The sequence below is a fragment of the Actinomadura miaoliensis genome, assembly GCF_039536785.1.
GTDB classification, from domain to species: Bacteria; Actinomycetota; Actinomycetes; order Streptosporangiales; family Streptosporangiaceae; genus Spirillospora; species Spirillospora miaoliensis.
Genome location: NZ_BAAAZG010000062.1, coordinates 27964 through 53794, shown reverse-complemented (window position 1 = coordinate 53794; position 25831 = coordinate 27964). Strand labels below are relative to the sequence as shown.

The following is a 25831-nucleotide window of genomic DNA, read 5'->3' as shown; positions in this document are numbered from 1 at the left end:
GTTCGCCGGGGTTCTCCGGGGTCAGCGGTGGGTGCCGCTGGTGATGCGGTAGACGTCGTAGACGCCGTCGATGGAGCGGACGGCCTTCAGGACGTGGCCGAGATGCTTCGGGTCGCCCATCTCGAAGGTGAAGCGGCTGACGGCGACGCGGTCGCGGGTGGTGGTGACCGAGGCCGACAGGATGTTCACGTGCTGGTCGGACAGGACGCGGGTGACGTCCGACAGCAGGCGGGGACGGTCCAGCGCCTCGACCTGGATGGCGACCAGGAAGACCGAGTCCTCGGTGGGCGACCACTTGACGTCGATAAGCCGGTCCGGCTGGGAGCGCAGCTGGGCGACGTTGGCGCAGTCGGCGCGGTGCACCGACACGCCGTGCCCGCGGGTGACGAAGCCGACGATGTCGTCGCCGGGCACCGGGGTGCAGCAGCGCGACAGCCGTACCCACACGTCCGGGTCGCCGGCCACGACGACGCCGGGGTCGCCCGCCGGGCGGACCCGCTTGCGGCGGGTCGGCAGGGCGATCTCGGCCAGGTCCTCCTCGGCGCTCTCCACCCCGCCCAGGGCGTCCACCAGGCGCTGCACGACGTGCTGGGCCGAGACGTGGCCCTCGCCGACCGCGGCGTACAGGGACGACACGTCGGTGTAGTTCATGTCGCGGGCCAGCGCCAGCAGGGCCTCGCCGGACATCATGCGCTGCAGCGGCATGTTCTGCTTGCGCATGGCGCGGGCGATCGACTCCTTGCCGGACTCGATCGCGGTGTCGCGGCGCTCCTTGGAGAACCAGTGCTTGATCTTGTTGCGGGCGCGGGCGCTCTTGACGAACCCCAGCCAGTCGCGGCTGGGCCCGGCATCGGGTGACTTGGACGTGAACACCTCGACGGTGTCGCCGTTGTCGAGCGCGGACTCCAGCGGCACGAGGCGGCCGTTGACGCGGGCGCCGATGCAGCGGTGCCCGACCTCGGTGTGGATGGCGTAGGCGAAGTCGACCGGGGTGGCGCCCTGCGGCAGCGCGATCACGTCGCCCTTGGGGGTGAAGACGAAGACCTCGGAGACCGACAGGTCGAAGCGCAGCGACTCCAGGAACTCGGCCGGGTCGGCGGTCTCCTTCTGCCAGTCCAGGAGCTGGCGCAGCCACTGCATGTCGCCCGCCTTGCGGCCGGCGACCGTCTCCTCCTTGTACTTCCAGTGCGCGGCGACGCCGTACTCGGCGCGGCGGTGCATGCCCCAGGTGCGGATCTGCAGCTCGACCGGCTTGCCCTCCGGGCCGATCACCGTGGTGTGCAGCGACTGGTACATGTTGAACTTCGGCATCGCGATGTAGTCCTTGAACCGGCCGGGGACCGGGTTCCATCGCGCGTGGATCGAGCCGAGGGCGGCGTAGCAGTCGCGGACGCTGTCGACCAGGACGCGGATGCCGACGAGGTCGTAGATGTCGTCGAAGCTGACGTCCCGGGCGATCATCTTCTGGTAGATCGAGTAGTAGTGCTTGGGGCGGCCGGTCACGGTCGCCTTGATCCGCGCCTCGCGCAGGTCGGCGGAGACGTTCTCGATCACTTCCTGCAGGTAGACGTCGCGGCGCGGGGCCCGCTCGGACACCAGCCGGGCGATCTCGTCGAACCGCTTGGGGTAGAGGGTGGCGAACGCCAGGTCCTCCAGCTCCCACTTGAGGGTGTTCATGCCGAGCCGGTGCGCCAGCGGGGCGAAGATCTCCAGCGTCTCCCGGGCCTTGCGCTCCTGCTTGTGCCGGGGCAGGTAGCGCAGCGTGCGCATGTTGTGCAGCCGGTCGGCCAGCTTGATGACCAGGACCCGGATGTCGCGCGACATCGCCACGACCATCTTGCGGACGGTCTCGGCCTCGGCCGCCTCGCCGTACTTGACCTTGTCGAGCTTGGTCACCCCGTCGACCAGCGCGGTGATCTCGTCGCCGAAGTCGGCGCGCAGCTCCTCGATGGTGTACGGGGTGTCCTCGACGGTGTCGTGCAGCAGCGCCGCGCACAGCGTCTCGGTGTTCATGCCGAGCTCGGCGAGGATGGTGGCGACGGCGAGGGGGTGGGTGATGTAGGGGTCGCCGCTCTTGCGCTTCTGCTCGCGGTGGTAGTGCGCGGCGACGTCGTAGGCGCGCTCGATCAGCCGCAGGTCCGCTTTGGGATGGGTGTTGCGGACGGTCTTGATCAGTGGTTCCAGTACCGGGTTCATAGCGGTGCCGCGCTGGGCCCCCAGCCGGGCGAGCCTGCGGCGTACCCGGGCGGCGGACGGCGGGGTCGTGGCCGGAGAGGGCCGGGACGGGACGGTGGGGGCGGAGGCGGCGGTGCGGGAGGGGGGCTGGGCGGTCTGGCCGCGGGAGGGCGGACGGGCGGCGGAGGCGGGCTCTTTCGCGGCGGAGGCGGGCTCTTTCGCGGCGGAGCCGCCGGCCTGCGGGCGGTCGCGCGGGGGCTCGGCGGGACGGGCCGCGTCACCGCCGCCCTCGCCTTTCGGCCCCTCCTCGCGGACCTCGGCGCCCTCGCCCGAGGTCTTCGGGTCGGCCGCCGGATCGGCGGCGCGGGCCGGGGCGGCGCGCTCCGCGGGACGGCGGGCGGTGTCGTCCGCCCCGTCCACCGCGGCGCCGTTCACCGCGTCGGTCGATGCCACCTCACCTGGCACCCAGCCTCCCTAGTCCAGTGGACGCCGTCCCCGTCGGTACCGCCCCGCGCGGGCGGCGCCCGTCCCACCGGATCCTGATTCCCGCCAGTCTATCCGCCCATGTCCGGTTCCAGGACCGTGACCAGGGCCGTCAGACCGTGACCAGGGTGTGCACGTCCAGGTCACCGAGCCGGTCGCGGCCGCGCAGGAAGGACAGCTCCAGCAGCACCGACAGACCCACCACCTGGGCGCCCGTCCGGCCCACCAGCTCGGCGGCCGCTCGCGCGGTGCCTCCGGTGGCCAGGACGTCGTCGACGATCAGAACCCGTTCGCCGGGACCGAAGGCGTCGGCGTGCACCTCGATGGTCTCGGTCCCGTACTCGAGATCATAGGTCTCCTCGTACGTCCGCGCGGGCAGCTTTCCCTTTTTTCGCACCGGAACGAATCCGGCGCCGAAGTGGTAGGCCACGGGGGCGGCCAGGATGAAGCCGCGCGCCTCGATGCCGACGATCTTGTCGATGGTGCCGCGGCCGTGGTGGTTGACGATCGCGTCGACCACGCCGGCGAACGCCACGTGGTCGGCCAGCAAGGGGGTGATGTCCTTGAACAGCACGCCCGGCTTGGGGTAGTCGGGCACGTCGCGGATCCGGTCGTGGATCAGCTTCTCGAGGTCCACAGGCGGTGTTCTCCTGCTCATGCGGCGGCCGTGTGCGGGCCTCCCGGGGGAGGCCCGCACACGGCCGGTTTCCGGTTCAATCCGCGCCCGGCGGCGCCGGGCGACGATCTGACGACCGCTCAGGCGGTCATTTGCCGCCGCGGCGCTGCTGGCGGGTGCCCCGCTTGGGCTGCTGCCGGGGCCCCTGCTGGACGACCTTGCGCACCGTGACCGACACGGGCGCCTCCTCGGCGGCCTCGGCGCCGCCGCCGGAGCGGCCGCCGTTCGGCGCGGCCTCGCCGGGGCCCTCGGAGTCGCCCGGCGGCACGTCGTCCTCGTCGGCGGTCGTCACCGCGGCCCGGGTCCGGGCGGCCTTGGCCTGCCGCTTGGCGCTGGCGTCGCGGCGGGCGATGTTCTCGCGCAGCTGCCGGTAGCGGGGTTCGCGCTCCTTGAGCTGCACCAGCATCGGGGTGGCCACGCAGATCGACGAGTACGTCCCGACGATCATGCCGACGAACAGGGCCAGCGACAGGTCCTTCAGCGTCCCGGCGCCGAACAGCGTGGTGCCGATGAACAGGATCGCCGCCACCGGCAGGATCGCCACCAGCGAGGTGTTCAGGGAGCGGACCAGGGTGCTGCTGAGCGCCTGGTTCGCCGCCTCGCTGTAGGTGATCTTGGACGTGGGGCCGAGCGGTTTGGTGACCTCCTTGATCATGTCGAAGACCACGACCGCGTCGTACAGCGAGTAGCCCAGGATGGTCAGGAAGCCCAGCAGCGTCGCCGGGGTGACCTCGAACCCGGACCAGGCGTAGATGCCCGCCGTGATGATCAGGTCGTGCACCAACGCCACCAGCGCGGCCAGCGCCATCCGCCATTCGAAGGCCAGGCTGAGGTAGGCGATGATCAGCACCATGAAGACGGCGAGCGCCTGCCAGGCCTTCGCCGAGACCTCACCGCCCCAGGACGCCCCCACCACCTGCGTGCTGACCTTCGCGGCGGGCACCCCGAGGTCGTCGGAGATGCTCTTCTTGACCTCGTTGACCTCGGTGGAGCTGAGGCTCTCGGTGGTGACCCGCCAGTCGCCGCCGGCCTTCTGCACGATGGCCTGATGGGCGCCGCCGCCCTGGACCGCCCCGCGCACGTCCTCGATGGAGTGGTTGGAGGCGCCGAAGGTGAACACCGACCCGCCGCGGAACTCCACGCCGAAGTTCAGGCCCTGGACCACCAGCCCGGCGATGGACAGCGCCAGCAGCAGGCCGGAGATCGAGTACCACAGCTTGGGCCGGCCGACGATGTCGGCGCTGATCTCGCCCCGGTAGACCCGGGATATGACTGCGCGCAGCCCCAGCATCACGCCTCCTGGCCGGTCGGACGGGTCGTGGTGGTCGTGGTCGTCGCGCGCAGCCGCCTGGGGTCGAGACCCGACAGCGCATGGCCGCGGCCGAAGAACCTCGTCCGCGACAGCAGCGCCACCAGCGGCTTGGTGAAGAAGAACACCACCACCACGTCGATGAGCGTGGTCAGCCCCATGGCGAACGCGAAGCCGCGGACCCCGCCGACGGCCAGGAAGTACAGCACCAGGGCCGCCAGGAACGTCACCGCGTCGGCGACCAGGATGGTGCGCCGGGCCCGGCGCCAGGCGGTCTCCACCGACGGTCTGAGCGTGCGTCCGGCGCGCAGCTCGTCACGCAGCCGCTCGAAGTAGACGATGAACGAGTCTGCGGTGATGCCGATGGAGACGATGAGGCCGATGATGTGCGGCAGCGACAGCCGGAACCCCATGTTCTCGCCCAGGATCACCACCGACACCCAGGTGATCCCGGAGGCCACCAGGAGGCTGCCGACCGCGACCAGACCCAGGCCCCGGTAGTACAGCAGGCAGTACAGCACCACCAGCACCAGGCCGATCGCACCGGCGATCAGGCCGCCGCGCAGCTGGTCGGAGCCGAGCGTGGACGACACCTCGTCGATGGAGCTCTGGGTGAACTCCAGCGGCAGCGCGCCGTACTTGAGCACGTTGGCCAGGTCCGTGGCGTAGCTCTGGGTGAAGCTCTCCGGCGGGCCGTAGATGCTGGCGGTGCCGCCGGTGATCGCGCCGTTGTCGATGCTCGGCGCGGAGATCACCTGGCCGTCCAGCACGATCGCCACCTGCCGCTGCGGGCTGCCCGCCGGGGCCTGGTAGGCCTCGCTGGTCACCTGTCCGAACTGGCGGCCGCCCTGCGCCTTGAACTTCAGCGCGACGGTCCAGCTGCTCTGGCCCTGCTGGGCGTCCGGCGGCATGGCGTTGGCGTCGGAGACCTGGGTGCCCTCCACCCGCACCGGGCCGAGGATGTACTTGGCCTCGCCGTCCTGGTCGCAGGCCGCCACCCACTTGCGGTTGGGGTCGTTGGCGCCGGGGGCGCGCTTGTCGGCGCCCGAGCAGTTCAGCTTCTCGAACTGCTGGATCACGGCCTTGTCGTCGATGGCGCTGTAGTCCTGCCCGCCGAGCAGGTCGGTCGGCAGCGGCGACGGGGCGCCCGTGGCCGACGGAGAGGCCGACGGAGACGCGCTGCCGCCGCTGGACGAGGCCGACGGCGACGGCGACGGCGCCGCCAGCGCCTTCGACACCGCCCTGCCGCGCGGCGTGGTCGTGCCCGAAGGACTCGCCGACGGGCTCGCCGACGGCTTGGCGCTGCCGCTCGGGCTGGGTGCGGGGCTCGGCGAGGTCCCCGAGGTCGGCCTGCCCTCGGCGACGGCGAACACCTGCCGGAACTGCAGCTTGGCCGTGGTCCCGATGAGCTGGACGACGCGGTCCTGGCCCTCTCCGGGGACGTTGACGACGATGTTGCGGTTGCCCTGCTTGGCGACCTCGGCGTCGGACACGCCCAGCCCGTTGACCCGCTGCGTCATGATCTTGACGGCCTGGGTCATCTGGGTGTCGGGCGGCGTCGCGCCGCTTTCGGTCCTGGCGGTCAGCGTGACGGTGGTGCCGCCGGCCAGGTCCAGCCCGAGCTTGGGCGTGGGCTGGCCCTGGAGGAACATCACGCAGGTCAGGACCGCCATGACCGCGAACAGCCCGAAGAGTGTGCGCCCGGGCTTGGGAACGTTGCTACGAGGCGGAGCCACTGGTCGTTGTACTTCCCGTCTTGGTGGTACGCCGTACGGCGTCGGGCGGCGACGTCACGTCCTCCCGGCCGCCCGAGCGCCCGCGCGACGGACGGGCGGTTCCGGGATATGGACGAAACGTCGCGTCAGGACGACGGCTTGCCCGCGGCCCTGGCCTTGGGTGCGTCCTCGTCCTCCTCGGCCTCGGTGTCCGCGGTGCCCTTGACGTCCTCGGCGTTCTTCCCGGCCGTGCCGGCGGCGCCGTCCTCGGCGTCGTCGGCGTCCTTCTTGGACAGGTCGATCCGGTCGTCGGCGTCGCCGGTCTCGTCGGCGTCATCGGCGTCGTCGTCGAGCTCGTCGTCGGCGGCGTCGCTCTCGGTGACGATCTGCATCACGGCCTGCTTGACGAACCGGGCCTCGACGTCCGGCGCGATCTCCAGGACCACGCCGTCGTCGTCCACCGCGACCACGGTGGCGTACATGCCGCTGGTCGTCATCACCCGCGCGCCCGGCCTCAGGGAGCTCTGCATCTGCATCTGCTCCTTGCGCCGCTTGCTCTGCGGCCGGATCAACAGGAAATAGAAGACCAGGGGGATGGCGAGCAGCAACAGCAGGTTCAGGGGCCCGCTGCTGCTCTGCTCTGCTGCAAAATTCATGTCGCTGCCCTTCGCTCGGGCATCCTTCCGATGTGCTGTGCCAGCCGGTCGCCGGAATTCGGCCTCGTCACAGGATCGTCGGCTGGAGAGGTGACCAAGTCCCGGAGTCTAGAGAGTACGTCAGACCCCGGCAACGACGTGACGAGCGACGCAGCCCGGAAGTTCCCAACCCGTTATCAGTTGATCACCGAGTCCTGGTCATCACCGTCGTCCAGGTCGAACAGCGTGCCCGCCATCGGCGCGGTGGGCGGGGGCGTCAGGCCCAGGTGCGCCCAGGCCGCGGGGGTGGCGATGCGGCCGCGCGGGGTGCGGGCCAGCATTCCCTGCCGTACCAGGAACGGTTCGGCCACCACCTCGACCGTCTCGGGCTCCTCCCCCACCGACACCGCCAGCGTCGACAGGCCCACCGGCCCCCCGCCGAACTTGCGCAGCAGCGAGGCCAGCACGGCCCGGTCGAGACGGTCCAGGCCGCGTTCGTCGACCTCGTACAGGGTCAGCGCGTCGCGGGCCAGTTCGCGGGTGATGACGCCGTCGGCGCGCACCTCGGCGTAGTCGCGGACGCGGCGCAGCAGCCGGTTGGCGATGCGGGGCGTGCCGCGCGAGCGCCCGGCCACCTCGGCGGCCCCGTCGTCGGTGATCTGGACGTCCAGCAGCCGGGCCGACCGTTTGACGATGATCTCCAGCTCGGCGGGCTCGTAGAAGTCCATGTGCGCGACGAACCCGAACCGGTCGCGCAGGGGGCCGGGCAGCATGCCCGCCCGGGTGGTGGCGCCCACCAGCGTGAACGGGGCGATGTCGAGGGGGATCGCGGTGGCGCCGGGGCCCTTGCCGACGACCACGTCGACCCGGAAGTCCTCCATCGCCATGTAGAGCATCTCCTCGGCGGGACGCGCCATGCGGTGGATCTCGTCGAGGAACAGCACCTCGCCCTCGGACAGGGTGGACAGCACCGCGGCCAGGTCGCCGGCGCGTTCGATGGCCGGGCCGGAGGAGATCCGCAGCGGCTTGCCCAGCTCCGCCGCGATGATCATGGCGAGGGTGGTCTTGCCGAGGCCCGGACCGCCCGACAGCAGCACGTGGTCGGGGGTGCGGCCCCGTCTGAGCGCGCTGTGCAGCACCAGCGACAGCTGCTCGCGGACGCGGTGCTGCCCGATGAAGTCGTCCAGCCGCTTGGGCCGCAGCGCCGCCTCGATGACCTGCTCGTCGGGCCCCTCGGCGTCGGCCGAGACGAGCCGTTCCTCCGCGCTCATCGCGCGCCCCTCCCCGCCGTGTCGATCACTTGCTCAGCTTCTTGAGGGCGGCCCTGAGCAGCGCGGAGACCGGCGGCGGGTCGCCGCCGTCGAGGTCGGCGGCGACGGCCGAGACCGCGGCCTCGGCGTCCCTGGTGGACCAGCCGAGGTTGACCAGCCCGGTCTGGACCTGCTCGCGCCACGGTTCGGCGCGGGCCGGGACGGGCGCGTCGGCGCCGTCGCCGGTCGGGGCGCCGAGGCGGTCGCGCAGCTCCAGGACGATCCGCTGGGCGCCCTTCTTGCCGATGCCGGGGACCTTGGTCAGCGCGGTCACGTCCTCGGCGGCGACGGCGCGGCGCAGGGCGTCCGGCGAGTGCACGGCCAGCATCGCCAGCGCCAGGCGGGGCCCGACGCCGCTGGCGGTCTGCAGCAGCTCGAACACGGCCCGCTCGTCCTCGTCGGCGAACCCGAACAGCGTCAGGGAGTCCTCGCGGACCACCAGCGAGGTCGGCACCCGCGCCGGCTCGCCGACCCGCAGCCCGGCCAGGGTGGCGGGCGTGCACTGCACCGCCAGGCCCACGCCGTGCACGTCGATCACGGCCCCGTCGGGTCCGGCGGCCGCGACCAGGCCGCTGACGAACGCGATCACTGCGCGAATCCTCCTCTGCTCCTGCCGCGGACGGCGGCCGTGCCGGGACGGGCGTCCCGGCGGGCGGCGGCCAGCCGGGCCTGCGCGCCGCCGCGCCACACATGGCAGATCGCCAGCGCCAGCGCGTCGGCGGCGTCGGCGGGCCTGGGCGCGGCGTCCAGCCGCAGCAGCCGCGTCACCATCTTCGTCACCTGGGCCTTGTCGGCGCGGCCGCTGCCGGTGACGGCCGCCTTGGCCTCGCTGGGGGTGTGCATGGCGACCGGCAGGCCGCGCCGGGCGGCCGCCAGCATGGCCACGCCCGCCGCCTGCGCGGTGCCCATGACGGTGCGCACGTTGTGCTGGGAGAAGACGCGTTCGACGGCCACGGCGTCGGGCCGCACCTCGTCCAGCAGCGCCTCGATGCCCGCCTCGATGCCCAGCAGCCGGACCGGGACGTCGTCGTCGGGGCTGGTGCGGATGACGTCCACCGTCACCAGCGTCAGCGGTGTGCCCGGCGCGCCGTCCACGACGCCGACTCCGCATCTGGTGAGCCCGGGGTCGACTCCCAGCACCCGCACGGCCGCTCCTTCGATCATCTGTTCGGCGTTGGCCACCGTACCGAACGCCCCGGACATCGTCGCGCACCGGCGGCGCCGTGTCCCTCGCGCCCGGCTAGAAGTAGTCCAGTGTGAACGGCGTGGCGGCGAAGACTGCGGACAGGGCGTCGGCGTCGGCGTCGCCGCACTCCACGAGACCGGCCCGCCGCAGGGCGGCCGGCGGCACCCCGGCGTAGAGGGCCGACAGGCCCCTGATCCCGGTGCGGACGGCGGCGGGGTCGCCGGCCGCGGGCTCCAGCACGCCCTCCCCGTCCTTGACCGTCAGCCGCCACGTCCCGGAGTTGGCGGGCAGCACGGGGTCGTCGACGCGCAGCGCGACCTCGGCGGTGACGGCGGCCGGGTACCCGCGGGCCGCGATCGCGGCCGGGGCGTCGACGACGCGCAGCATCCAGCGTTCCCGCCGCACCCGCTCGGTGGACCGCTCCCGGACCAGCCACAGCACGGGGTCGTCCGGCCCGACGCAGGCGTGGACGGTGCCGGCCGTGGAGGACCCGGACCCGACGACGCCCCACAGCGCCCGCAGGGTCCGCTCGGAGCCCGCCACGACCTTGTCGACGCTCAGGGCGGCGTCGTCGTCGGCCCAGCCGTAGGCGAGGAATCCGTCCTCGGCGAGGTAGGCGTAGAGCCTGGTGTCGGCCAGGCGGATGCGCCACCAGTCGGCGCCCCGGTCGAGCGGGCCGTCGTCGCGGGCGTCCCGGTGGACGCGGCGCAGCGTGGCGGCGACCTCCTCGGCGTCCTCGGGCCCCGCGCGCCGAATCGGCACCGGGTCCGCCGCCAGGGTGCGCAGCGCCTCGGTCGGCAGCGTGACGATGTGCTGCGCCCCCGCGTGCTCCCAGCCCAGCGACCGGTACAGCGGCGTGGTGGCCGGATACAGCACCGAGACGGGGTGGCCGAGTTCGGCGCACAGCCGCAGGATGTCGGTCATGATGCGGCGGCCCGCGCCGCGGCCGCGGTCCTCGGGGGCCACGGTGACCCCGGCGACGCCGCCCATGGACACCGGCCGGCCGTGCCACCACTGGGCGAGGTCGTGCACCTTGGCGGTGGCGACGAGACGGCCGCCGTCGAAGCCGCCGAGGTGCCGTCCGGCGGCGATGGCGGCCTCGGCGTGCCGCCGCCGGATGTCCGCCCCGTGGGCGGGCGGCTCGCCGAACGCGCGGGTGGCCGCGTCCATGAGGGCGTCGAAGTCGTCGGGACGCAGCGGTCGGATTTCCATGATCCCGACCGTAGGCCATCGCGGCGGGTGCCCGGCGGCGGCTCCGCGGACACGACAGCGGCCCCTCCGTGAACGGAAGGGCCGCTGTTCTCGTTAGGGACGGGCCTCGCGAGCCCGCTCGCAAGCGCGCGTGGCGCGGCCAGGGGTAGGGCTCAGGCCTCGACCTTGGCCATGACGTCGTCGGAGACGTCGAAGTTGGCGAAGACCTCCTGCACGTCGTCGGAGTCCTCCAGGGCCTCCATCAGGCGGAAGACCTTCCTGGCGTTCTCCTCGTCCAGCGGGACGGTGACGCTGGGCAGCCAGTTGGTGTCGGCCGACTCGTAGTCGATGCCGGCGTCCTGCAGCGCGCTGCGCACCGCGATCAGGTCGCCCGCCTCGCAGACCACCTCGAAGTTCTCGCCGAGGTCGTTGACCTCCTCGGCGCCGGCGTCCAGCACCGCCAGCATCAGGTCGTCCTCGGTGGTGCCCGCCTTGGGGACGATGATGACGCCCTTGCGGTTGAACAGGTACGACACCGAGCCCGGGTCGGCCATCGAGCCGCCGTTGCGGGTGACCGCGGTGCGCACCTCGGAGGCGGCGCGGTTGCGGTTGTCGGTCAGGCACTCGATCAGCAGGGCGACGCCGCCGGGGGCGTACCCCTCGTACATGATCGTCTGCCAGTCGGCGCCGCCGGCCTCCTCACCGGCGCCGCGGCGCCGGGCCCGCTCGATGTTGTCGTTGGGGACCGAGTTCTTCTTGGCCTTGTAGATGGCGTCGTACAGCGTGGGGTTGGCGTCGGGGTCCCCGCCGCCGGTGCGCGCCGCGACCTCGATGTTCTTGATCAGCTTGGCGAAGAGCTTGCCCCGCTTGGCGTCGAGGGCGGCCTTCTTGTGCTTGGTCGTCGCCCATTTGGAATGGCCGGACATCCGTCAATCCTCCTGCTCAGTGCTCATTCCGACCCCCGCATGGGGGACCCACCCCCGGCCGCCGCCCGGCGCACCAGGTCGGCGAAGTAGCGATGCACGCGAAAGTCGCCCGTCAGCTCAGGGTGGAAGGCGGTCGCCATCAGGCGGCCCTGACGGACGGCGACGATCCTACCGGCGTTCGGGCCGCTCTCGGCGCGGCCGAGGACCTCCACGCCGTCGCCGACCGACTCCACCCAGGGAGCGCGGATGAACACCGCGTGGTAGGGCGTGTCGCCCATCCCCGTCAGCCGCACGGGGCTCTCGAACGAGTCGACCTGGCGGCCGAAGGCGTTGCGCCGCACGGTCATGTCGATGCCGCCGATCGTCTCCTGCCCGGCCACGCCGCCGCGGATGCGGTCCGCGAGCATGATCATGCCGGCGCAGGAGCCGTAGGCGGGCATGCCCGCCTCGATCCGCTTGCGCAGCGGCTCCAGCAGCTCGAAGGTGCGGGCCAGGCGCCACATGGTGGTGGACTCCCCGCCGGGGATGACCAGGGCGTCGCAGCGTTCCAGCTCCTCGGGGCGGCGGACGGCGAGCGTCCGCGCGCCCGCGGCCTCCAGGGCGCGGGCGTGCTCGCGCACGTCGCCCTGCAGGGCGAGCACGCCGATCGTCGGCTCAGACGGCACGGTCGGCACAGCAGTCACCGGTGAACCTTCCGGGAGGTACGCATGGACACACGGGGGCGTCAGGGGAAAACCCTAGCCGTTCCTTACAACGCCCCCGGCGTCATCGCTCTTCCGGGGGCGCGGGGTCAGCACAGTTTGAAGCGGCGCAGGGGCAGTTCGAGGGGCAGGAAGCCGTCGGTGCCGCGGTCGGCGATGCCGCGTCCGAACATGTGGGAGCGGGCCAGCGCCAGGCCGAACTCCTCGGGGTCGAACGGCAGCGGGACGTCCTCGGCGCCCTGGTCGATGGCCGTCCAGAACGGGCGTTCGACGGGCAGCCGCTCGCCCTGGTCGACCACGACGCCGTCCTCCTTGGTGACGAACACGTCGCGGCGCAGCGCTCCCCCCTCGTACCAGCGGAACCAGCATCCGGAGATGACGCTGTGCAGGACGAGCACGCCGCAGCGCGCCCCGGGCAGGGCCGCGGCGACCGAGTCGGCGACGCGGCGGGCGTCGTCGTCGAGGCAGAACAGGCGCCGGTCGCACAGCAGCAGCGCCCGTTCGTCGTAGGCGCCGACGAACAGCTCGTCCTCGTAGGGCCACAGGGCGAAGTCGAGCACCGTGTCGCCGGTCTCGACCAGGGTCGCGGCCGGGTAGAGCCCGCGCGCCAGCCGCGCCGCCGCTCCCGGATCGGGCCGCAGCCCCGGGCCGAAAACCTCGGCGGGCTCCCCCGCGCTCGCGCAGGCGAGCGCGACCGACCAAGCCATCGTCGTCCCCTCCCACGGCCGGAGCCGCCCAGGAGCCCTGGAGCCCCCGACCGGCCGCGCGGCCAGCGTAAACCTTCCGGTGGCACCGTGTGGAGGGGGCAGCGGACCCCCTGTCACTCCCCCGCGGGGGTCACCAGCCGCGGCCGGCGTACTTCTGGTCCTCGCCGAGCGAGGCGACGTTGATGCCGACCATGGCCTCGCCGAGGCCGCGGGAGGCCTTGGCGACCACGTCGGGGTCGTCGAAGAAGGTGGTGGCCTTGACGATCGCCTCGGCGCGCTTGGCCGGGTCGCCGGACTTGAAGATGCCCGAGCCGACGAACACGCCCTCGGCGCCCAGCTGCATCATCATGGCGGCGTCGGCGGGGGTGGCGATGCCGCCCGCGGTGAACAGCACGACCGGCAGCTTGCCCGCCTGCGCGACCTCCTTGACGAGCTCGTAGGGGGCCTGCAGCTCCTTGGCGGCCACGAACAGCTCGTCCTCGGGCAGCGACTGCAGGCGCCTGATCTCGGCACGGATGCGGCGCATGTGGGTGGTGGCGTTGGAGACGTCGCCGGTGCCGGCCTCGCCCTTGGAGCGGATCATCGCGGCGCCCTCGGTGATGCGGCGCAGCGCCTCGCCGAGGTTGGTGGCGCCGCACACGAACGGGACGGTGAAGGCCCACTTGTCGATGTGGTGCTCGTAGTCGGCCGGGGTGAGCACCTCGGACTCGTCGATGTAGTCGACGCCGAGGGCCTGCAGCACCTGGGCCTCGACGAAGTGGCCGATCCGCGCCTTGGCCATGACGGGGATGGACACCGCCTCGATGATGCCCTCGATCATGTCGGGGTCGCTCATCCGGGCGACGCCGCCCTGGGCGCGGATGTCGGCGGGAACGCGCTCCAGGGCCATGACCGCCACCGCGCCCGCGTCCTCGGCGATCTTCGCCTGCTCGGGGGTGACGACGTCCATGATCACGCCGCCCTTGAGCATCTCCGCCATGCCGCGCTTGACACGGGCGGTCCCGGTCTCGGGGGCGGCGTTCTCGGTGGCGGGGACGTCGGTAGTGGACACGGGCAATCCTCACATGAAGGGACGACAAGTCACTCCCCATGATATTGCCTGCTCGGACGGGCCCCGGACCCGCCAGAGCGTCAACCTCCGCGCCACCGGCCTTACGCCGTGTCGGTTGCCAGGGCGCCGCGCGGGCGCTAGGGGATGTACGGCCGGCCGTCGTTGACCAGGACGACCCACACCTGGCCTGTGGCGAACGTCATGGGCTTTCCGTCGGCGGTGGTGAACGTGGTGCCCTGCGCGTCGGAGGGACGCGACCAGCGCGCGTCGTAGGCCATGCCGTCGCGCAGCACCGTCGCGCGTCCCGTCCCCGTGGTCTGGATCAGCGGGGTGTAGCTGCCGAGGAAGTCATGGAACTGTGACCGGGTGGTCTTCGCGTATTGGACGACGACGGTGTGGCCGCCCAGCACCGTGCCCTCGGCGCCCACGTTGGCACTACCGCCGAACGACGACAGCCAGCGCTTGTTCTTGGCCGACCAGGTGAACGCCATGGTCGCCGACGGCCATCGCGCGGTGAAGGTCCTGGTGGGCCTGCCGCCCTCGGGGGCGGGGCCGAACCGGAAGCCGATGTCGCGCGGCGGCTCGGCCCGGGGCGCCAGCTTCAGCAGGTTCCTGGGGTCGGCGTACAGGTTGTAGGGGATCGGCTTGGGTCCGGCCCGGAAGTAGGCGGATCCGCCGTTCTCCTGCGACACGTCGTACACCGGCGCCTGCCGGATGTACGGCTTCATCTTGCTCTGCACGCCGGAGAAGGCGAACGCGGGCCGGCCGAACTGCGGCAGGATGTGCAGGTCGGAGATGCGGGCGCTGCGCACCGGGCCGACGCGGCGCGGCAGCCGGGACGAGTACACCGCCATCAGCCGGGTCTCGCCGCCCTCCACCTGCTCGACGTAGACGATGTCGGCCGCGGTGACGCCGTACTGCGGCATCGCCGGACGGGTGTTCTCGATCTTGACGGCCAGCACGGGGTTGCGCAGCCCGCGCGTGCCGCCGGTGAACGGGTGGGTCGCCGGGGCCGGCGAGCCGGTCGGGGCGGTGCCGCCGGGCGCAGCGGGCGGCGCGGCGTTCTCGGCGCCGCCCCCGGAGCAGCCCGCCAGGACGCCGCCCAGGACGACGGCGCCGGCCAGCCCCGCGGCGGCCCGGCCGCCTCCCGTTCCCCGCACAACCCCTGCGAATCGCACGATGTCACCCTCCTCCTGCGACCCGCCCGAGGGTAGCGAACCAGCACATATGCCAGGCCCCGCCCGGACGGGAGCAGCCGCACAGGGGTACGGACGGCGCGGCTCCACGGCTCGACCCGGCGCCGTACGCACGTCCCCGGACGGCCTCGTCACAGGCGGGGCGGGTCGTCGTCGATCTCGAAGAAGTCCGGCAGGGGGGCCTTGCCCGCCAGCGGCAGCGCGCGGATCAGCAGCTTGCGGCGGGCGATGCGGGTGGCGGAGACGGCGTCGTTGTAGAAGCGGCGGGCGTAGACGACCTTGGCCGCGGCGCCCGCCAGCTCCTCCAGCACGGCCTTGCCGTCGTCGCGGGCCGCCACGGTGGCGGCGAACTCGGGCTGGTCGGCCACGGCCCGCAGCGCGCGCGACAGGTCGCTCTCGGCGAACTCGCGGGACTCGGCGTCGGCGGTGCGGGCCTCGTGCGCGGCCGTGGCCAGCAGCAGGCTCGTCGCGGGGTCCAGCAGCCGCGAGGCCGCCAACTCCAGGGCGACCGCCGCGCGGCGCACCAGCGCGGCGTCCAGCGCGGCCCGCGCGGTCTCCACGCGCACGTGCAGCCGGTCCAGACGGGTGGCCCGCCACGACACGTACACGCCGACCAGGAAGACGGCGGCGATCCAGAACAGGACGTCGATGATCCAGTCGTAGGTCACGGCCGCGCCTTACGCCCCGACCCGCCCGCCGCCGGGCGACTCCACGACCCCGGCGCCGTCCAGGGCGACCGTCTCGTACACGCGCAGCACGTCGCGCGCCACGGCCGACCAGTCGTAGCGCCGCACCGCCGCGCGCGCCTCGGCCGACAGCTGCTTGCGCCGCGGCGCGTCGTCCAGCAGTTCCCCGGCGACCCGGGCGAGGGCCTCGTGGTCGCCCACCGGGAACAGCGCCCCGGCGCGCCCGCCCAGCAGCACCCGGTCGAACGCCTCCAGGTCGCTGGCCACGATCGGCGCGCCCGCCGACATCGCCTCGGCCAGCACGATGCCGAAGCTCTCGCCGCCGGTGTTGGGCGCCACGAACACGTCCACCGAGTGGTAGGCGCGGATCTTGTCCTCCTCGCTGACCATGCCGAGCGTCACCACCCGGTCGCGCAGCTCGCGCGGGACCCGGCCGAGGGCCTCGTCGGTGTCGCCGGGGCCGGCCAGCAGCAGCCGCAGGCCGGGCCGCCGGCGGCCCAGGATCTCGAACGCGCGCAGCAGGACGGGCAGGCCCTTGCGCGGCTCGTCCATGCGCCCCAGGAAGCCCAGGGTCTGCACGCCGTCGGAGCGGCCGGGCTGCCAGCCCGGCAGCGGCTCGGCCATCGCGTACCGTTCGGTGGCCACCCCGTTGGGGATCAGCACCGCGTCGCCGCCCAGGTGCTCGACGAGGGTCTTGCGGGCCGCCTCCGACACCGCGATCCGCCCGGTGATCTTCTCCAGGGCGCTCTGCAGGATCGGCGCGGTCACCGCCACCACCCGCGAGCGCTCGTAGGAGGCGTGGAAGGTGCCGACGATCGGGCCGTCGGCCGCCCAGCACGCCAGGATGCCCAGCGACGGCGCGGCGGGCTCGTGGACGTGCAGCACGTCGAACCCGCCCTCGTTGATCCACCGCCGGACCCGGCTCGCCGACAGGAACCCGAACGCGACGCGCCCCACCGACCCGTTGTACGGGACGGGCACGGCACGCCCCGTCGACACCGCGTAGGGCGGCAGGGTCGCGTCGTCGTCGGCGGGCGTGATGACCGACACGTGGTGGCCGAAGCCGATGAGCGCCTCGGCCAGGTCGCGGATGTGCTGCTGCACGCCGCCCGGGACGTTCCAGGTGTACGGGCACACGATGCCGATCCTCACGGGGCGTCCTCCCCGGCGGGACGGCCGTCGGCGGCCAGGTCCTCCACCCAGACCTTCTGCAGCATGTGCCAGTCCTCGGGGTGGGCGGCGATGCCCGCCTCGAACTCCCGCGCCAGCCGCTGCGTCATGGCCCGGATCCTGTCGCGCCTGTCCCCCTCCTCGGGCACCGGGATCTCCTCGTGCACGCGGGCCGCCCAGTAGTCGCCCTCGTACCAGAGGGTCACCGGGAACAGCGCGGCGCCCGTCTGCATGGCCAGCGCCGCGGTCACCGCGGGCATGCGCGCGGTCGCGCCGAAGAATTCCACCTCGACCCCCGTCTCGGTGAGGTCGCGGTCGACGACCAGGCAGACCGCGCCGCCCGCGCGCAGCCGCTGGGCCAGCCTGCCGAACGCCGACGCGCCCCGGTGCGCCAGCACCTCCATGCCCAGGCTCTCACGAAAAGCAACGAACCGGTCGAAGAGCGACTCGGGTCTGAGGCGTTCGGCGACGGTGGTGAACGGGTGGCCGTGGTGCACCAGCCAGGCGCCGGCCTCCTCGTAGTTGCCCATGTGCGGCAGGGCCAGGATCGCCCCGCGTCCCGACTCCAGCGCCGCGAACACCTTCTCCGCGCCCTGGACCCGCGTGCGGCCGATGATGCGGTCGCGGTCGTACTCGGGCAGCCGGAAGACCTCCAGCCAGTACCGGAAGTACGAGCGCATCACCTTCTTGCTGAGCGCACGCACCTCGGCGTCCACGGCGTCCTTGCCCAGGACGCGGCACAGGTTCTTCTCCAGCTGCCGTACGCCCTCGCCGCGCTGCCGCCAGGTGCGGTCGGCCAGGGCCCTGAACACCACGCGGCCCGCCGATTCGGGCGTCTTGCGGACGACAGTCCACCCCAGGGCGTACGCGACGTCCATGGCCTCGTCGCGCAGGCCCGTCCTCATGGGCGAGGCTCCGAGGCCGAATCGAGCTTGCGCACGTGCCACTTGCGCCGTCCGCCGCCGCCCTTGGCCCGCTTGGCGCCGTCCCGGCGGGCGGCCTTGCGGACGTCCCTGGCGGCGTTCTCGGAGGCGTTCTCGGACGGCCGCTCCCGGGGGCGCTCGGCCTTCGGAGACGGGGACGGCGCCGGCGCGGCCGGCCGGGTCTCGGTGTCGGCGAGGGCCTGCGCGCGGACGGTCGCGAACCGCTGCCCCACGGTGACGGTGCTGAGCACGGCCAGCACCCACAGCGCCACGGTCAGGACGTAGGGCACGCCGAGCCCGTCCAGCCCGGTGGCCACCAGGATCACGATCAGGCGTTCGGCCCGTTCGGCGATGCCCACGTTGCAGGTGTAGCCCAGGCCCTCGGCGCGCGCCTTGGCGTACGACACCACCACGCCCGCGACCAGGCAGTACAGGGCGACCCCGGCCAGTTGCTCCTGGCCGTCCCGGTACAGGCCGATCATCACCCCGGAGAAGATCGCCGCGTCGGCGACCCGGTCCATGGTGGAGTCCAGGAACGCGCCCCACTTGGAGATCTTCCCGGTCACCCGGGCGACCGCGCCGTCCAGCATGTCGAACAGCACGAACGCGGTGATGACCAGCACGCCCCAGAAGAACTCCCCGCGCGGGAAGAAGCCGAGGGCCCCGGCCAGCACGCCCGCGGTCCCGATGATCGTGATGGCGTTGGGCGAGACCCCGGTGCGCGCGACGGTCCGGCCGACGGGGGTCAGGACGCGTCCCAGCGCGGGCCGCACTTTGTTGAGCATCGCCGTCCGATCTTCTCGTTTCCGTCTGAAGCTAAGGGCCCACGGGCCGCGCAGGGGGCCATCGTAGTGCGATCGATCGCCCCCGGGGTGCGTACGGGCCACGGAGCGCCCACGGCGCGCACACGGGCACGCACGGTGCGCACAGGCCCGGAATGCCCACCGACCCCCGCAACCTAGGCACCCGCACACAAGTCTGGCGCAATCCCCCCACGTACGGCCGTAGGCCCCCGTATGCCGTGACAAGGAACATGCGCCCTCCCAACAGAGGGCGTCGCGGCGGGAACGGCGGGGTGGCCAAGAGATGGCACGGTTTGGCGCCCACCCCTTGTGATCCGGCCCCTCACGGGAAATGGTGGTGCTACGGGTGTGACGCCGGTCACGCGCGTCAGGGAGGTGGCCCAGCGCCGCACTCGGACGTCAGGGCCGGGCCCTCGCGGTCCGGCTCCGTTCCAGACGGCCCCGCACGGGGCGGTCCGAGGAGGTAGAGCTATGGCGGACAAGGGAGGCCACCCAGGAGGCCCCGGCAGGGCACCGGAGGCCGGCCGGCCCGACAAGGTGCGCAACGTCGCGCTGGTCGGCCACTCGGGGGCGGGCAAGACCACGCTCGTCGAGGCGCTGCTCGCCGCGACCGGCACCATCCAGCGGCGCGGGCGCGTCGAGGACGGCTCCACGGTCAGCGACTTCGACGACGTCGAGATGCGCCAGCAGCGCTCGGTCAACCTCGCCCTGGCCCCGCTCGTCCACGCGGGCATCAAGGTCAACCTCATCGACACCCCCGGATACGCCGACTTCGTGGGCGACCTGCGCGCCGGGCTGCGCGCCGCCGACGCCGCGCTGTTCGTGATCTCCGCGGTGGACGGCATCGACGGCCTGACCCGCCAGCTCTGGGAGGAGTGCGCGGCGGTCGGCATGCCCCGGGCGGTCGTCATCACCAAGATCGACCAGCAGCGCGGCGACTTCGACGACGTGGTCATGACCTGCCAGGACGTCTTCGGCGAGGGCGTGGCGCCGGTCTACTTCCCGGTCGGCGCGGGCGACGGGCTGCGCGGCCTGATCGGGCTGCTGACGCGGCGCTGCTTCGACTACTCCACCGGCGAGCGGGTGGAGTGCGAGCCCGACCCCGAGTTCCTCGACCAGATCGCCGAGCAGCGCGCCGCGCTGATCGAGGGGGTCATCCAGGAGAGCGAGGACGAGACCCTCATGGACCGGTACCTGGCCGGCGAGGAGATCGACGTCAAGGCGCTCATCCAGGACCTGGAGACCGCGGTCGCGCGCGGCAGCTTCTACCCCGTGCTGGCCACCGCGGTCCCGCACGGCGCCGACCCCGGGCCGGTCGTCGGCATGCTGGAGCTGCTGGAGGTCATCACCCAGGCGTTCCCGTCCCCGCTGGAGCACGGCATCCCCACCGTGACGGCCATCGACGGCGACTCCCCCAAGCAGGTGCGCTGCGACCCCGACGGCCCCCTGGTGGCCGAGATCATCAAGACCGCCTCCGACCCGTACGTGGGACGCATCTCCCTGGTGCGGGTGTTCTCCGGGACGCTGCGTCCCGACACGGTGGTGCACCTGTCCGGGCACGGGCTGGAGGACCGCGGGCACGAGGACCACGACGTGGACGAACGCGTCGGCGCGCTGTCGTCCCCGCTCGGCAAGCACCAGCGTCCCGTGTCGGCGTGCGTGGCGGGCGACATCTGCGCGGTCGCCAAGCTGGGCCGCGCCGAGACCGGCGACACCCTGTCCGACCCCGGCACCCCCATGGTGATGGCGCCCTGGACGATGCCCGACCCGCTGCTGCCGGTGGCGATCCAGGCGCGCTCCAAGGCCGACGAGGACAAGCTCAGCCAGGCGCTGGGACGCCTGGTCGCCGAGGACCCCACGCTGCGCCTGGAGAACAACTCCGAGACCCGCCAGCTGGTGCTGTGGTGCATGGGCGAGGCGCACGCCGACGTGCTGATCGACCGGCTCAGCGCCCGCTACGGCGTGGAGGTCGAGCGGATCGACCTGCGCATCCCGCTGCGCGAGACGTTCGGCGGCCCCGCAAAGGGCCTCGGCCGGCACGTCAAGCAGAGCGGCGGGCACGGCCAGTACGGCATCTGCCACATCGAGGTCGAGCCGCTGCCGTCCGGCGCGGGCTTCGAGTTCGTCGACAAGATCGTCGGCGGGGTGATCCCCCGCCAGTTCATCCCGTCGGTGGAGAAGGGCCTGCGGCAGCAGATGGCCCGCGGCGTGTCCGCCGGATACCCGCTGGTCGACATCCGGGTGACGCTGCACGACGGCAAGGCCCACTCGGTCGACTCCTCCGACATGGCCTTCCAGGCCGCGGGGGCGCTGGCGCTCAAGGACGCCGCCGCCAAGGTGCCGGTCCTGCTGCTGGAGCCGGTCGACGAGGTGGGGGTGCTGGTCGCCGACGAGTACGTCGGGCCGGTCATGTCCGACCTGACCTCCCGCCGCGGCCGGGTGCTCGGCTCGGAGTCGGTGCCGGGCGGCCGCACGATGATCCGGGCCGAGGTGCCGCAGCTGGAGATCGTCCGGTACGCGATCGACCTGCGGTCGATGTCGCAGGGCACCGGCACCTTCAGCCGCACCTTCCTGCGGTACGAGCCGCTGCCGTCGCACCTGGCCGACAAGGTCGCCGCCGCCTCCGGCTGAACCGCGCCCCCCTTCCGGCGACGCCCGTCCCGCCGCCGGGACGGGCGACGCCCCGGGCCGCCGGGCGTGATCACGCTAGGCTGCTGCCCGTGGATCCGGGGGTCTTCCGACTCAGCGCGCCACGCCGCCTGTGGCGCACCCTCGTCGCCGCCACGGTGATCGGCGCGCTGCTGTACACCAGTTCGTGCGGGACCGACGACGACTTCCCGCTGGGGCCGATGACGCAGTTCGCGTTCTCGGTGAAGGACGACGGCGGTGAGATCCACTCGCACTGGCTGGAGGCCGACACCGCCGCGGGGACGCATGTGAGGCTGCCGATGGACGCCGTGGGGGCCGGCATGAAACGCGCCGAGATCGAAGGCCAGATGACCAGGATCGTGCGCGACCCCTCCCTGCTGCAGGGCATCGCCGACGCCCAGCGGCGGCTGCACCCCGAGCGCCCCGCGCTGACCCGGATCTACCTGGTGCACCAGACCAGGACACTGCGCGACGGCAAAGTCGTGTCCACCAGCGTCCGCAACCGCGCCGTGTGGACCGTGCGGTGAACGCGGCCACGCCCTGGGGCCGCTGGTGGTACGCCCCGATCCCGCGCGCCCGCGTCGCCTGGCTGCGCCTGCTGGCGTACGGGTTCCTGCCGATCGACATGCTGCTGTTCACCAACAGCGCGCTCGCGCACGCCCGGCTGCCCGCCAACCTGTACCAGCCCGTGCGGCTGGCGCGCTGGCTGCACCTGCCCGCCCCCACCCCCGCCGCGATGTACACGCTGCTCGCGGTCACGCTCGCGGCCGGCCTGGTCGCCGCGACGGGACGGTTCGCGCCGCGCGCGTCCGGCTTCGTCGCGGCGGGCGGATACCTGTGGTGGGTCACGATCAGCATGTCGTACGGCAAGGTCGACCACGACCACCTGGCGCTGGTCGTGGCCCTGTTCGTGCTGCCCACCGTGGGACGGGCCCGCCTCGCCGACCCCGCGCCCTGCGAGGCGTCCGGCTGGTCGGTGCGGTGCGTGCAGGTGGCGGTGGTGGCCGCCTACTTCCTGTCGGCGTGGGCGAAGATCCGCATCGGCGGGTTCCCGGACTGGCCGAACGGCTCCACCGTCCAGTGGGCCCTCAGCCGCCGCGGCACCCCGTTGGGCCGCGCCCTCATCGAGTACCCGGTGCCGCTGAAGGCGGGCCAGTGGGGCATGTTCGCCGCGGAGCTCGCCTCACCGCTGCTGCTGTTCGCGCGCGGCCGTCCGCTGTACGCGGGCGTGGTGTTCTTCGCGGGGTTCCACCTGATCACCTACGCGCTGCTGTCCATCCACTTCCTGCCGCACACGATCTGGCTGCTGGCGTTCCTGCCCCTGGAGCGGCTGCCGTCGCTGCGCGAGCGGGTGCGCCGCCGGTCCGGGGCCTCCGCCCCGTCCGTCGGCAAGGCGCCGCTCCCCTCCTGAACGCGGGCCCGGCCTAAGCAGGGGCCCGTCGTGGGCGCGGGCCCGTGCTCGGAGCAGGACGGGCGTCCTGGGCGCGTCAGCCCTGCTGTCGCGCTCCGGGGCGCTGGGCGGCGGGCAGCACGCACGCGGCGGTGCCGCCCGGCATGCGGTGACGGTTGTTGGCCACGAGCCGGTACACGCCGTGGGCGATCCACCGCACCGGCGGCACGCGCAGCACCGCGCCCAGCGGCCACCACACACCGCCCGCGTCCATCAGCAGCCGCGCGATCGCCTGCGCCCCGCCGGTCACCCGGCCCGCGCGGTCCACCCAGAGCACCTCGTACTCGGCCCGCTGCGCGGTGGTGCCGAGCGCGTCCAGGTCCGCGAACTGGAACGCGACGATCCGCGCGGACGTCGGGACGCGGCGTTCGACGAAACGCACCGACGTGGTGCAGAAGCCGCAGTCCCCGTCGTAGACCAGCACCGGCCGTTCGCGTCGTGTCATGCCCCCATCATGGTCGATCTTGGGGCTCACGCGTGCGGCCAGGCGTCGGCGAGGATCTGCCGGGTCTCGCGCAGCAGCTGCGGCAGCACCCTGGTGTGCCCGACCACCGGCATGAAGTTGGTGTCGCCGCCCCAGCGCGGCACCACGTGCTGGTGCAGGTGCGCGGCGATGCCCGCCCCGGCGACCTGGCCGAGGTTCATCCCGACGTTGAAGCCCTGGGCGCCGCTGGCCTTGCGCAACGCGGTCAGGGAGCTGCGGGTCAGCTCGGCCAGCTCGGTGTACTCGGCCGCGTCGAGCTCGGTGTAGTCGGCGACGTGCCGGTAGGGAACGACCATCAGGTGACCGGAGTTGTACGGGTAGAGGTTGAGCACCGCGTACACCGACGTGCCGCGGGCCACGATCAGGCCCTCCTCGTCGGACATCTTGGGGATCTCGCAGAACGGGCAGCCGTCCTCCGCCCCCGCACCCGAGGGCTTGTTCTCGCCCTTGATGTAGGCCATCCGGTGCGGGGTCCACAGCCGCTGGAAGTTGTCCGGAACGCCCGCGCCGCCGCGTTCCTCCTCGACGACGGGCTCGTCCCCGGCCCGCTTCCCCGACTCGGGCGCGTCCTCGCGCGCCTCCTCCACCACGGGCTCCTCCGGCTCTACGCTCAAGGCGGCGCTCTCCTTATTGTCCACGGCCTGACCAGCAGCATAGAGAGAGAAGCCGGACGGCCTGAAGTCGGGATGCCGGCCCGCCCGTCCCGCCGCGTCCCGCACGGACACATGGTCGACGCCCACATTGCGTGACGAAACAGGCGTCACTACGCCACCATGGACTTCCTGTCAGAAAGGGTGGACCGATCGATGACCGACCTCGACAAGGGCCGCCCCGGGGACGGCGGGGACGCCCCGCACCCCGAGGTCCGGTCCGCGCCCTTCTTCCCCGGCCTCGGCGGACGCGCCGGCGGCGCCCCCTCCACGGCCGGGGTGCCGCTGAGCTCCCCGCCGTCGGTTCCGCCTCCGGCCTCCGGCTCGCCCCCGGCGGCCCCCGCCGCGCCGGCGGCTCCGCCGGCTCCGGGGCCCGCCGGGCCGCCCGCGCCGGAACACGAACCCGCCGACCGGCCCGCGGGCGAGGACGTCCCGCCCGGCCCCGGCACGACCGCGACGGTGAAGGGCCGCGTGACGATCAAGGACGAGGTCATCGAGAAGATCGCGAGGCTGGCCGCGCTGGAGGTCGGCGGGGTGGCCGCGCTGGCGGGCGGCCCGTGGCCGGCCGGTCAGCCGGGCACCCCCGGCGTGCGGATCCACCTGCAGGACAACGCGGTCACCCTGGACCTGGCCGTCGTGGTCGAGTACGGCAGCGTGATCATGGACGTGGCCAAGGCGGTCAAGTCGAACGTGGCCCGCGTCATCGGGCTCATGCTCGGCATGCGGGTGCTGGCCGTCAACGTGTCGGTCGAGGACGTGCGCGTGCCCGAGTGAGCCGCCGCGCTCCCCGTGCCGGGGTCACGCGGCGGGACGGGCGTAGCACGTCTGCGTGGACACGCCGACCGAGATCGTGGTGACCTTCACGCGCTCCACCTCGGCCGCCGGCACCCCGGTGAACCGGAACGTGTGCGGGACGCCGTCCCGGACCGTGGCCTGCTCCTCGGCGGTGTGCCCGCTGCGCAGCGACACCTGCGCCCGCGCGAACCCGCTGGCCGAGGCGTTCACCGTCACCTCCAGGCCGCCGTCGCCGGCGCGGTACACCGCGCTGCCCGCCGGGCACCAGGTCACGGTGGTCCCGCTCTGCTGCTCGGGACGCGGCCCGGACTGCTGCTGCGGAGAGGACCGCCCTCCCCCGTCCTGCCGGGGCACGGTGCCCGTCGGCGTCACCGTCGGCTGGACCGTCGGGACGGTGCCGACCGGCGGCACCTGACCCCCGGACGGGGTCGCCTCCGGGGTCGTCTGGTCGGCCGCCTCGCTGGACGCGGCCTTGCGCCCGTCGTCGAACAGCGGCATGAGCAGCACCACGACGGCCGCCACCACCAGCACCACGGACCCGCCGTACCCGAGCACCCGGCCCACGACCGGACGACGCGTCGTCCCCGGCCGTCGCGTGGTTCTCATCGCGCCCGTCTCCCGATCGCCTCAACTGCCCGCTGAGGCTACCAACTCCCGCGCGGGGCGGGCGGCGACTCGGGAGCCGTCGCGCGGACGGCCGGTCAGTCCTCCTCGCGGAGGGCCTGGTCCATGCAGGCGAAGATCTCGGCGGCGGTGGGATCACCGGCGTCGCAGGCGCGGCAGTAGGTGACGGGGATGGCCGCCACGCCCGCGGTGTCGGGGTCCAGGGGGACGGCGGCGGTGATCTGGTCGTGTCCGCCGCAGCCGGGGCAGGCGGCGGGGGTGTCGGCCCGGGCGATGAGCCGGGCGACTTCCTCGATGTAGCGATCGTCCATGACGGGGGCGACCCTTCGGATGGGC

At 73.0% G+C, this 25831-nt stretch carries 26 protein-coding genes; 4 read left to right on the top strand and 22 right to left on the bottom strand.

Features of this window, described 5'->3' with window-relative positions:
* Positions 1-21: 21 nt before the first annotated feature.
* The 18 genes from ABD811_RS38950 to pgsA all read right to left on the bottom strand — a co-directional run bounded on the left by ABD811_RS38950 (position 22) and on the right by pgsA (position 18825).
* Complete coding sequence (locus tag ABD811_RS38950; protein WP_344957947.1) at positions 22-2196, bottom strand: RelA/SpoT family protein; 2175 nt, start codon at positions 2194-2196, stop codon at positions 22-24.
* A 574-nt stretch (positions 2197-2770) separates the two neighbouring features.
* A complete protein-coding gene (locus ABD811_RS38945; RefSeq protein ID WP_344957867.1) occupies positions 2771-3316 on the bottom strand; it encodes an adenine phosphoribosyltransferase in 546 nt (181 codons plus the stop codon).
* A gap of 106 nt (positions 3317-3422) precedes the next feature.
* Positions 3423-4625: a protein translocase subunit SecF gene (secF, locus tag ABD811_RS38940; protein ID WP_344957865.1), complete on the bottom strand. Its 1203-nt coding sequence runs from the start codon at positions 4623-4625 to the stop codon at positions 3423-3425.
* On the bottom strand, positions 4625-6316 hold the full coding sequence (gene secD, locus ABD811_RS38935) for a protein translocase subunit SecD (RefSeq protein WP_344957863.1): 1692 nt from the start codon (positions 6314-6316) through the stop codon (positions 4625-4627). Before secD ends, secF begins: the two co-directional genes overlap by 1 nt.
* Before the next feature lie 188 nt (positions 6317-6504).
* Positions 6505-7014 (bottom strand): preprotein translocase subunit YajC, encoded by a 510-nt coding sequence (gene yajC, locus ABD811_RS38930; protein ID WP_344957861.1) that lies wholly within the window; start codon positions 7012-7014, stop codon positions 6505-6507.
* A gap of 176 nt (positions 7015-7190) precedes the next feature.
* A complete protein-coding gene (gene ruvB, locus ABD811_RS38925; RefSeq protein WP_344957859.1) occupies positions 7191-8264 on the bottom strand; it encodes a Holliday junction branch migration DNA helicase RuvB in 1074 nt (357 codons plus the stop codon).
* A 25-nt stretch (positions 8265-8289) separates the two neighbouring features.
* On the bottom strand, positions 8290-8892 hold the full coding sequence (gene ruvA / locus ABD811_RS38920; RefSeq protein WP_344957857.1) for a Holliday junction branch migration protein RuvA: 603 nt from the start codon (positions 8890-8892) through the stop codon (positions 8290-8292).
* Positions 8889-9449, bottom strand: coding sequence for a crossover junction endodeoxyribonuclease RuvC (ruvC, locus tag ABD811_RS38915; protein ID WP_344957945.1), 561 nt, complete (start codon positions 9447-9449; stop codon positions 8889-8891). The genes ruvA and ruvC overlap by 4 nt, the downstream gene beginning before the upstream one ends.
* Before the next feature lie 94 nt (positions 9450-9543).
* Positions 9544-10701 carry a GNAT family N-acetyltransferase gene (locus ABD811_RS38910; RefSeq protein ID WP_344957855.1) on the bottom strand — a complete coding sequence of 386 codons (1158 nt, stop codon included), beginning with the start codon at positions 10699-10701 and terminating at the stop codon, positions 9544-9546.
* Between the two features lie 152 nt (positions 10702-10853).
* A complete protein-coding gene (locus tag ABD811_RS38905) occupies positions 10854-11606 on the bottom strand; it encodes a YebC/PmpR family DNA-binding transcriptional regulator (RefSeq protein ID WP_344957853.1) in 753 nt (250 codons plus the stop codon).
* Between the two features lie 23 nt (positions 11607-11629).
* On the bottom strand, positions 11630-12271 hold the full coding sequence (gene pdxT / locus ABD811_RS38900; protein ID WP_344957943.1) for a pyridoxal 5'-phosphate synthase glutaminase subunit PdxT: 642 nt from the start codon (positions 12269-12271) through the stop codon (positions 11630-11632).
* A gap of 125 nt (positions 12272-12396) precedes the next feature.
* Positions 12397-13014 (bottom strand): DUF6928 family protein, encoded by a 618-nt coding sequence (locus tag ABD811_RS38895; RefSeq protein WP_344957851.1) that lies wholly within the window; start codon positions 13012-13014, stop codon positions 12397-12399.
* A 130-nt stretch (positions 13015-13144) separates the two neighbouring features.
* Positions 13145-14065, bottom strand: a complete 921-nt coding sequence (gene pdxS, locus ABD811_RS38890; protein ID WP_344957849.1) for a pyridoxal 5'-phosphate synthase lyase subunit PdxS — start codon at positions 14063-14065, stop codon at positions 13145-13147.
* A gap of 137 nt (positions 14066-14202) precedes the next feature.
* On the bottom strand, positions 14203-15243 hold the full coding sequence (locus ABD811_RS38885) for a DUF3048 domain-containing protein (protein WP_344957847.1): 1041 nt from the start codon (positions 15241-15243) through the stop codon (positions 14203-14205).
* Positions 15244-15392: 149 nt separating this feature from the next.
* Complete coding sequence (locus ABD811_RS38880) at positions 15393-15929, bottom strand: LemA family protein (protein ID WP_344957845.1); 537 nt, start codon at positions 15927-15929, stop codon at positions 15393-15395.
* Between the two features lie 9 nt (positions 15930-15938).
* Positions 15939-17099 (bottom strand): glycosyltransferase family 4 protein, encoded by a 1161-nt coding sequence (locus ABD811_RS38875; protein ID WP_344957843.1) that lies wholly within the window; start codon positions 17097-17099, stop codon positions 15939-15941.
* The gene (locus ABD811_RS38870) at positions 17096-18022 is read right to left on the bottom strand and encodes a phosphatidylinositol mannoside acyltransferase (protein ID WP_344957841.1); all 927 of its coding nucleotides are present in this window, start codon (positions 18020-18022) and stop codon (positions 17096-17098) included. Before ABD811_RS38870 ends, ABD811_RS38875 begins: the two co-directional genes overlap by 4 nt.
* On the bottom strand, positions 18019-18825 hold the full coding sequence (pgsA, locus tag ABD811_RS38865; protein WP_344957839.1) for a phosphatidylinositol phosphate synthase: 807 nt from the start codon (positions 18823-18825) through the stop codon (positions 18019-18021). Before pgsA ends, ABD811_RS38870 begins: the two co-directional genes overlap by 4 nt.
* 489 nt (positions 18826-19314) lie before the next feature.
* Here pgsA and ABD811_RS38860 point away from each other — a divergent pair, with 489 nt between their 5' ends.
* The 3 genes from ABD811_RS38860 (at position 19315) to ABD811_RS38850 (ending at position 22903) form a co-directional block, all read left to right on the top strand.
* Positions 19315-21474 (top strand): elongation factor G-like protein EF-G2, encoded by a 2160-nt coding sequence (locus ABD811_RS38860; RefSeq protein ID WP_344957837.1) that lies wholly within the window; start codon positions 19315-19317, stop codon positions 21472-21474.
* A gap of 89 nt (positions 21475-21563) precedes the next feature.
* Positions 21564-22019 (top strand): hypothetical protein, encoded by a 456-nt coding sequence (locus ABD811_RS38855; protein WP_344957835.1) that lies wholly within the window; start codon positions 21564-21566, stop codon positions 22017-22019.
* Positions 22016-22903: an HTTM domain-containing protein gene (locus ABD811_RS38850; RefSeq protein WP_344957833.1), complete on the top strand. Its 888-nt coding sequence runs from the start codon at positions 22016-22018 to the stop codon at positions 22901-22903. Before ABD811_RS38855 ends, ABD811_RS38850 begins: the two co-directional genes overlap by 4 nt.
* 76 nt (positions 22904-22979) lie before the next feature.
* Here the strand turns inward: ABD811_RS38850 and ABD811_RS38845 are convergent, their stop codons facing one another.
* Together ABD811_RS38845 and ABD811_RS38840 are read right to left on the bottom strand one after the other, a co-directional pair.
* Positions 22980-23387: a thiol-disulfide oxidoreductase DCC family protein gene (locus ABD811_RS38845; RefSeq protein ID WP_344957831.1), complete on the bottom strand. Its 408-nt coding sequence runs from the start codon at positions 23385-23387 to the stop codon at positions 22980-22982.
* A 26-nt stretch (positions 23388-23413) separates the two neighbouring features.
* Positions 23414-24040, bottom strand: a complete 627-nt coding sequence (locus ABD811_RS38840) for an HIT family protein (RefSeq protein ID WP_344957829.1) — start codon at positions 24038-24040, stop codon at positions 23414-23416.
* Between the two features lie 192 nt (positions 24041-24232).
* On the opposite strand from ABD811_RS38840, the gene ABD811_RS38835 reads away from it, so the two are divergent.
* The gene (locus ABD811_RS38835) at positions 24233-24850 is read left to right on the top strand and encodes an Asp23/Gls24 family envelope stress response protein (RefSeq protein ID WP_344957827.1); all 618 of its coding nucleotides are present in this window, start codon (positions 24233-24235) and stop codon (positions 24848-24850) included.
* A gap of 24 nt (positions 24851-24874) precedes the next feature.
* On the opposite strand, the gene ABD811_RS38830 is transcribed toward ABD811_RS38835, so the two are convergent.
* Together ABD811_RS38830 and ABD811_RS38825 are read right to left on the bottom strand one after the other, a co-directional pair.
* Positions 24875-25477, bottom strand: a complete 603-nt coding sequence (locus ABD811_RS38830) for a hypothetical protein (protein WP_344957825.1) — start codon at positions 25475-25477, stop codon at positions 24875-24877.
* A 95-nt stretch (positions 25478-25572) separates the two neighbouring features.
* Complete coding sequence (locus tag ABD811_RS38825) at positions 25573-25806, bottom strand: hypothetical protein (protein ID WP_344957824.1); 234 nt, start codon at positions 25804-25806, stop codon at positions 25573-25575.
* Positions 25807-25831 lie beyond the last annotated feature (25 nt).

Excerpts from the sequence above, each read along its gene's own strand:
- ABD811_RS38845 (WP_344957831.1), bottom strand. The coding sequence starts at position 23,387 with ATGACACGACGCGAACGGCCGGTGCTGGTCTACGACGGGGACTGCGGC.
- ABD811_RS38860 (WP_344957837.1), top strand. The coding sequence starts at position 19,315 with ATGGCGGACAAGGGAGGCCACCCAGGAGGCCCCGGCAGGGCACCGGAG.
- ABD811_RS38905 (WP_344957853.1), bottom strand. The coding sequence starts at position 11,606 with ATGTCCGGCCATTCCAAATGGGCGACGACCAAGCACAAGAAGGCCGCC.
- ABD811_RS38945 (WP_344957867.1), bottom strand. The coding sequence starts at position 3,316 with ATGAGCAGGAGAACACCGCCTGTGGACCTCGAGAAGCTGATCCACGAC.
- secD (WP_344957863.1), bottom strand. The coding sequence starts at position 6,316 with ATGGCGGTCCTGACCTGCGTGATGTTCCTCCAGGGCCAGCCCACGCCC.
- yajC (WP_344957861.1), bottom strand. The coding sequence starts at position 7,014 with ATGAATTTTGCAGCAGAGCAGAGCAGCAGCGGGCCCCTGAACCTGCTG.
- ABD811_RS38835 (WP_344957827.1), top strand. The coding sequence starts at position 24,233 with ATGACCGACCTCGACAAGGGCCGCCCCGGGGACGGCGGGGACGCCCCG.
- ABD811_RS38895 (WP_344957851.1), bottom strand. The coding sequence starts at position 13,014 with ATGGCTTGGTCGGTCGCGCTCGCCTGCGCGAGCGCGGGGGAGCCCGCC.
- pgsA (WP_344957839.1), bottom strand. The coding sequence starts at position 18,825 with ATGCTCAACAAAGTGCGGCCCGCGCTGGGACGCGTCCTGACCCCCGTC.
- ABD811_RS38950 (WP_344957947.1), bottom strand. The coding sequence starts at position 2,196 with ATGAACCCGGTACTGGAACCACTGATCAAGACCGTCCGCAACACCCAT.
- ruvB (WP_344957859.1), bottom strand. The coding sequence starts at position 8,264 with ATGAGCGCGGAGGAACGGCTCGTCTCGGCCGACGCCGAGGGGCCCGAC.
- ABD811_RS38830 (WP_344957825.1), bottom strand. The coding sequence starts at position 25,477 with ATGAGAACCACGCGACGGCCGGGGACGACGCGTCGTCCGGTCGTGGGC.
- ABD811_RS38870 (WP_344957841.1), bottom strand. The coding sequence starts at position 18,022 with ATGAGGACGGGCCTGCGCGACGAGGCCATGGACGTCGCGTACGCCCTG.
- ABD811_RS38910 (WP_344957855.1), bottom strand. The coding sequence starts at position 10,701 with ATGGAAATCCGACCGCTGCGTCCCGACGACTTCGACGCCCTCATGGAC.
- secF (WP_344957865.1), bottom strand. The coding sequence starts at position 4,625 with ATGCTGGGGCTGCGCGCAGTCATATCCCGGGTCTACCGGGGCGAGATC.
- ABD811_RS38825 (WP_344957824.1), bottom strand. The coding sequence starts at position 25,806 with ATGGACGATCGCTACATCGAGGAAGTCGCCCGGCTCATCGCCCGGGCC.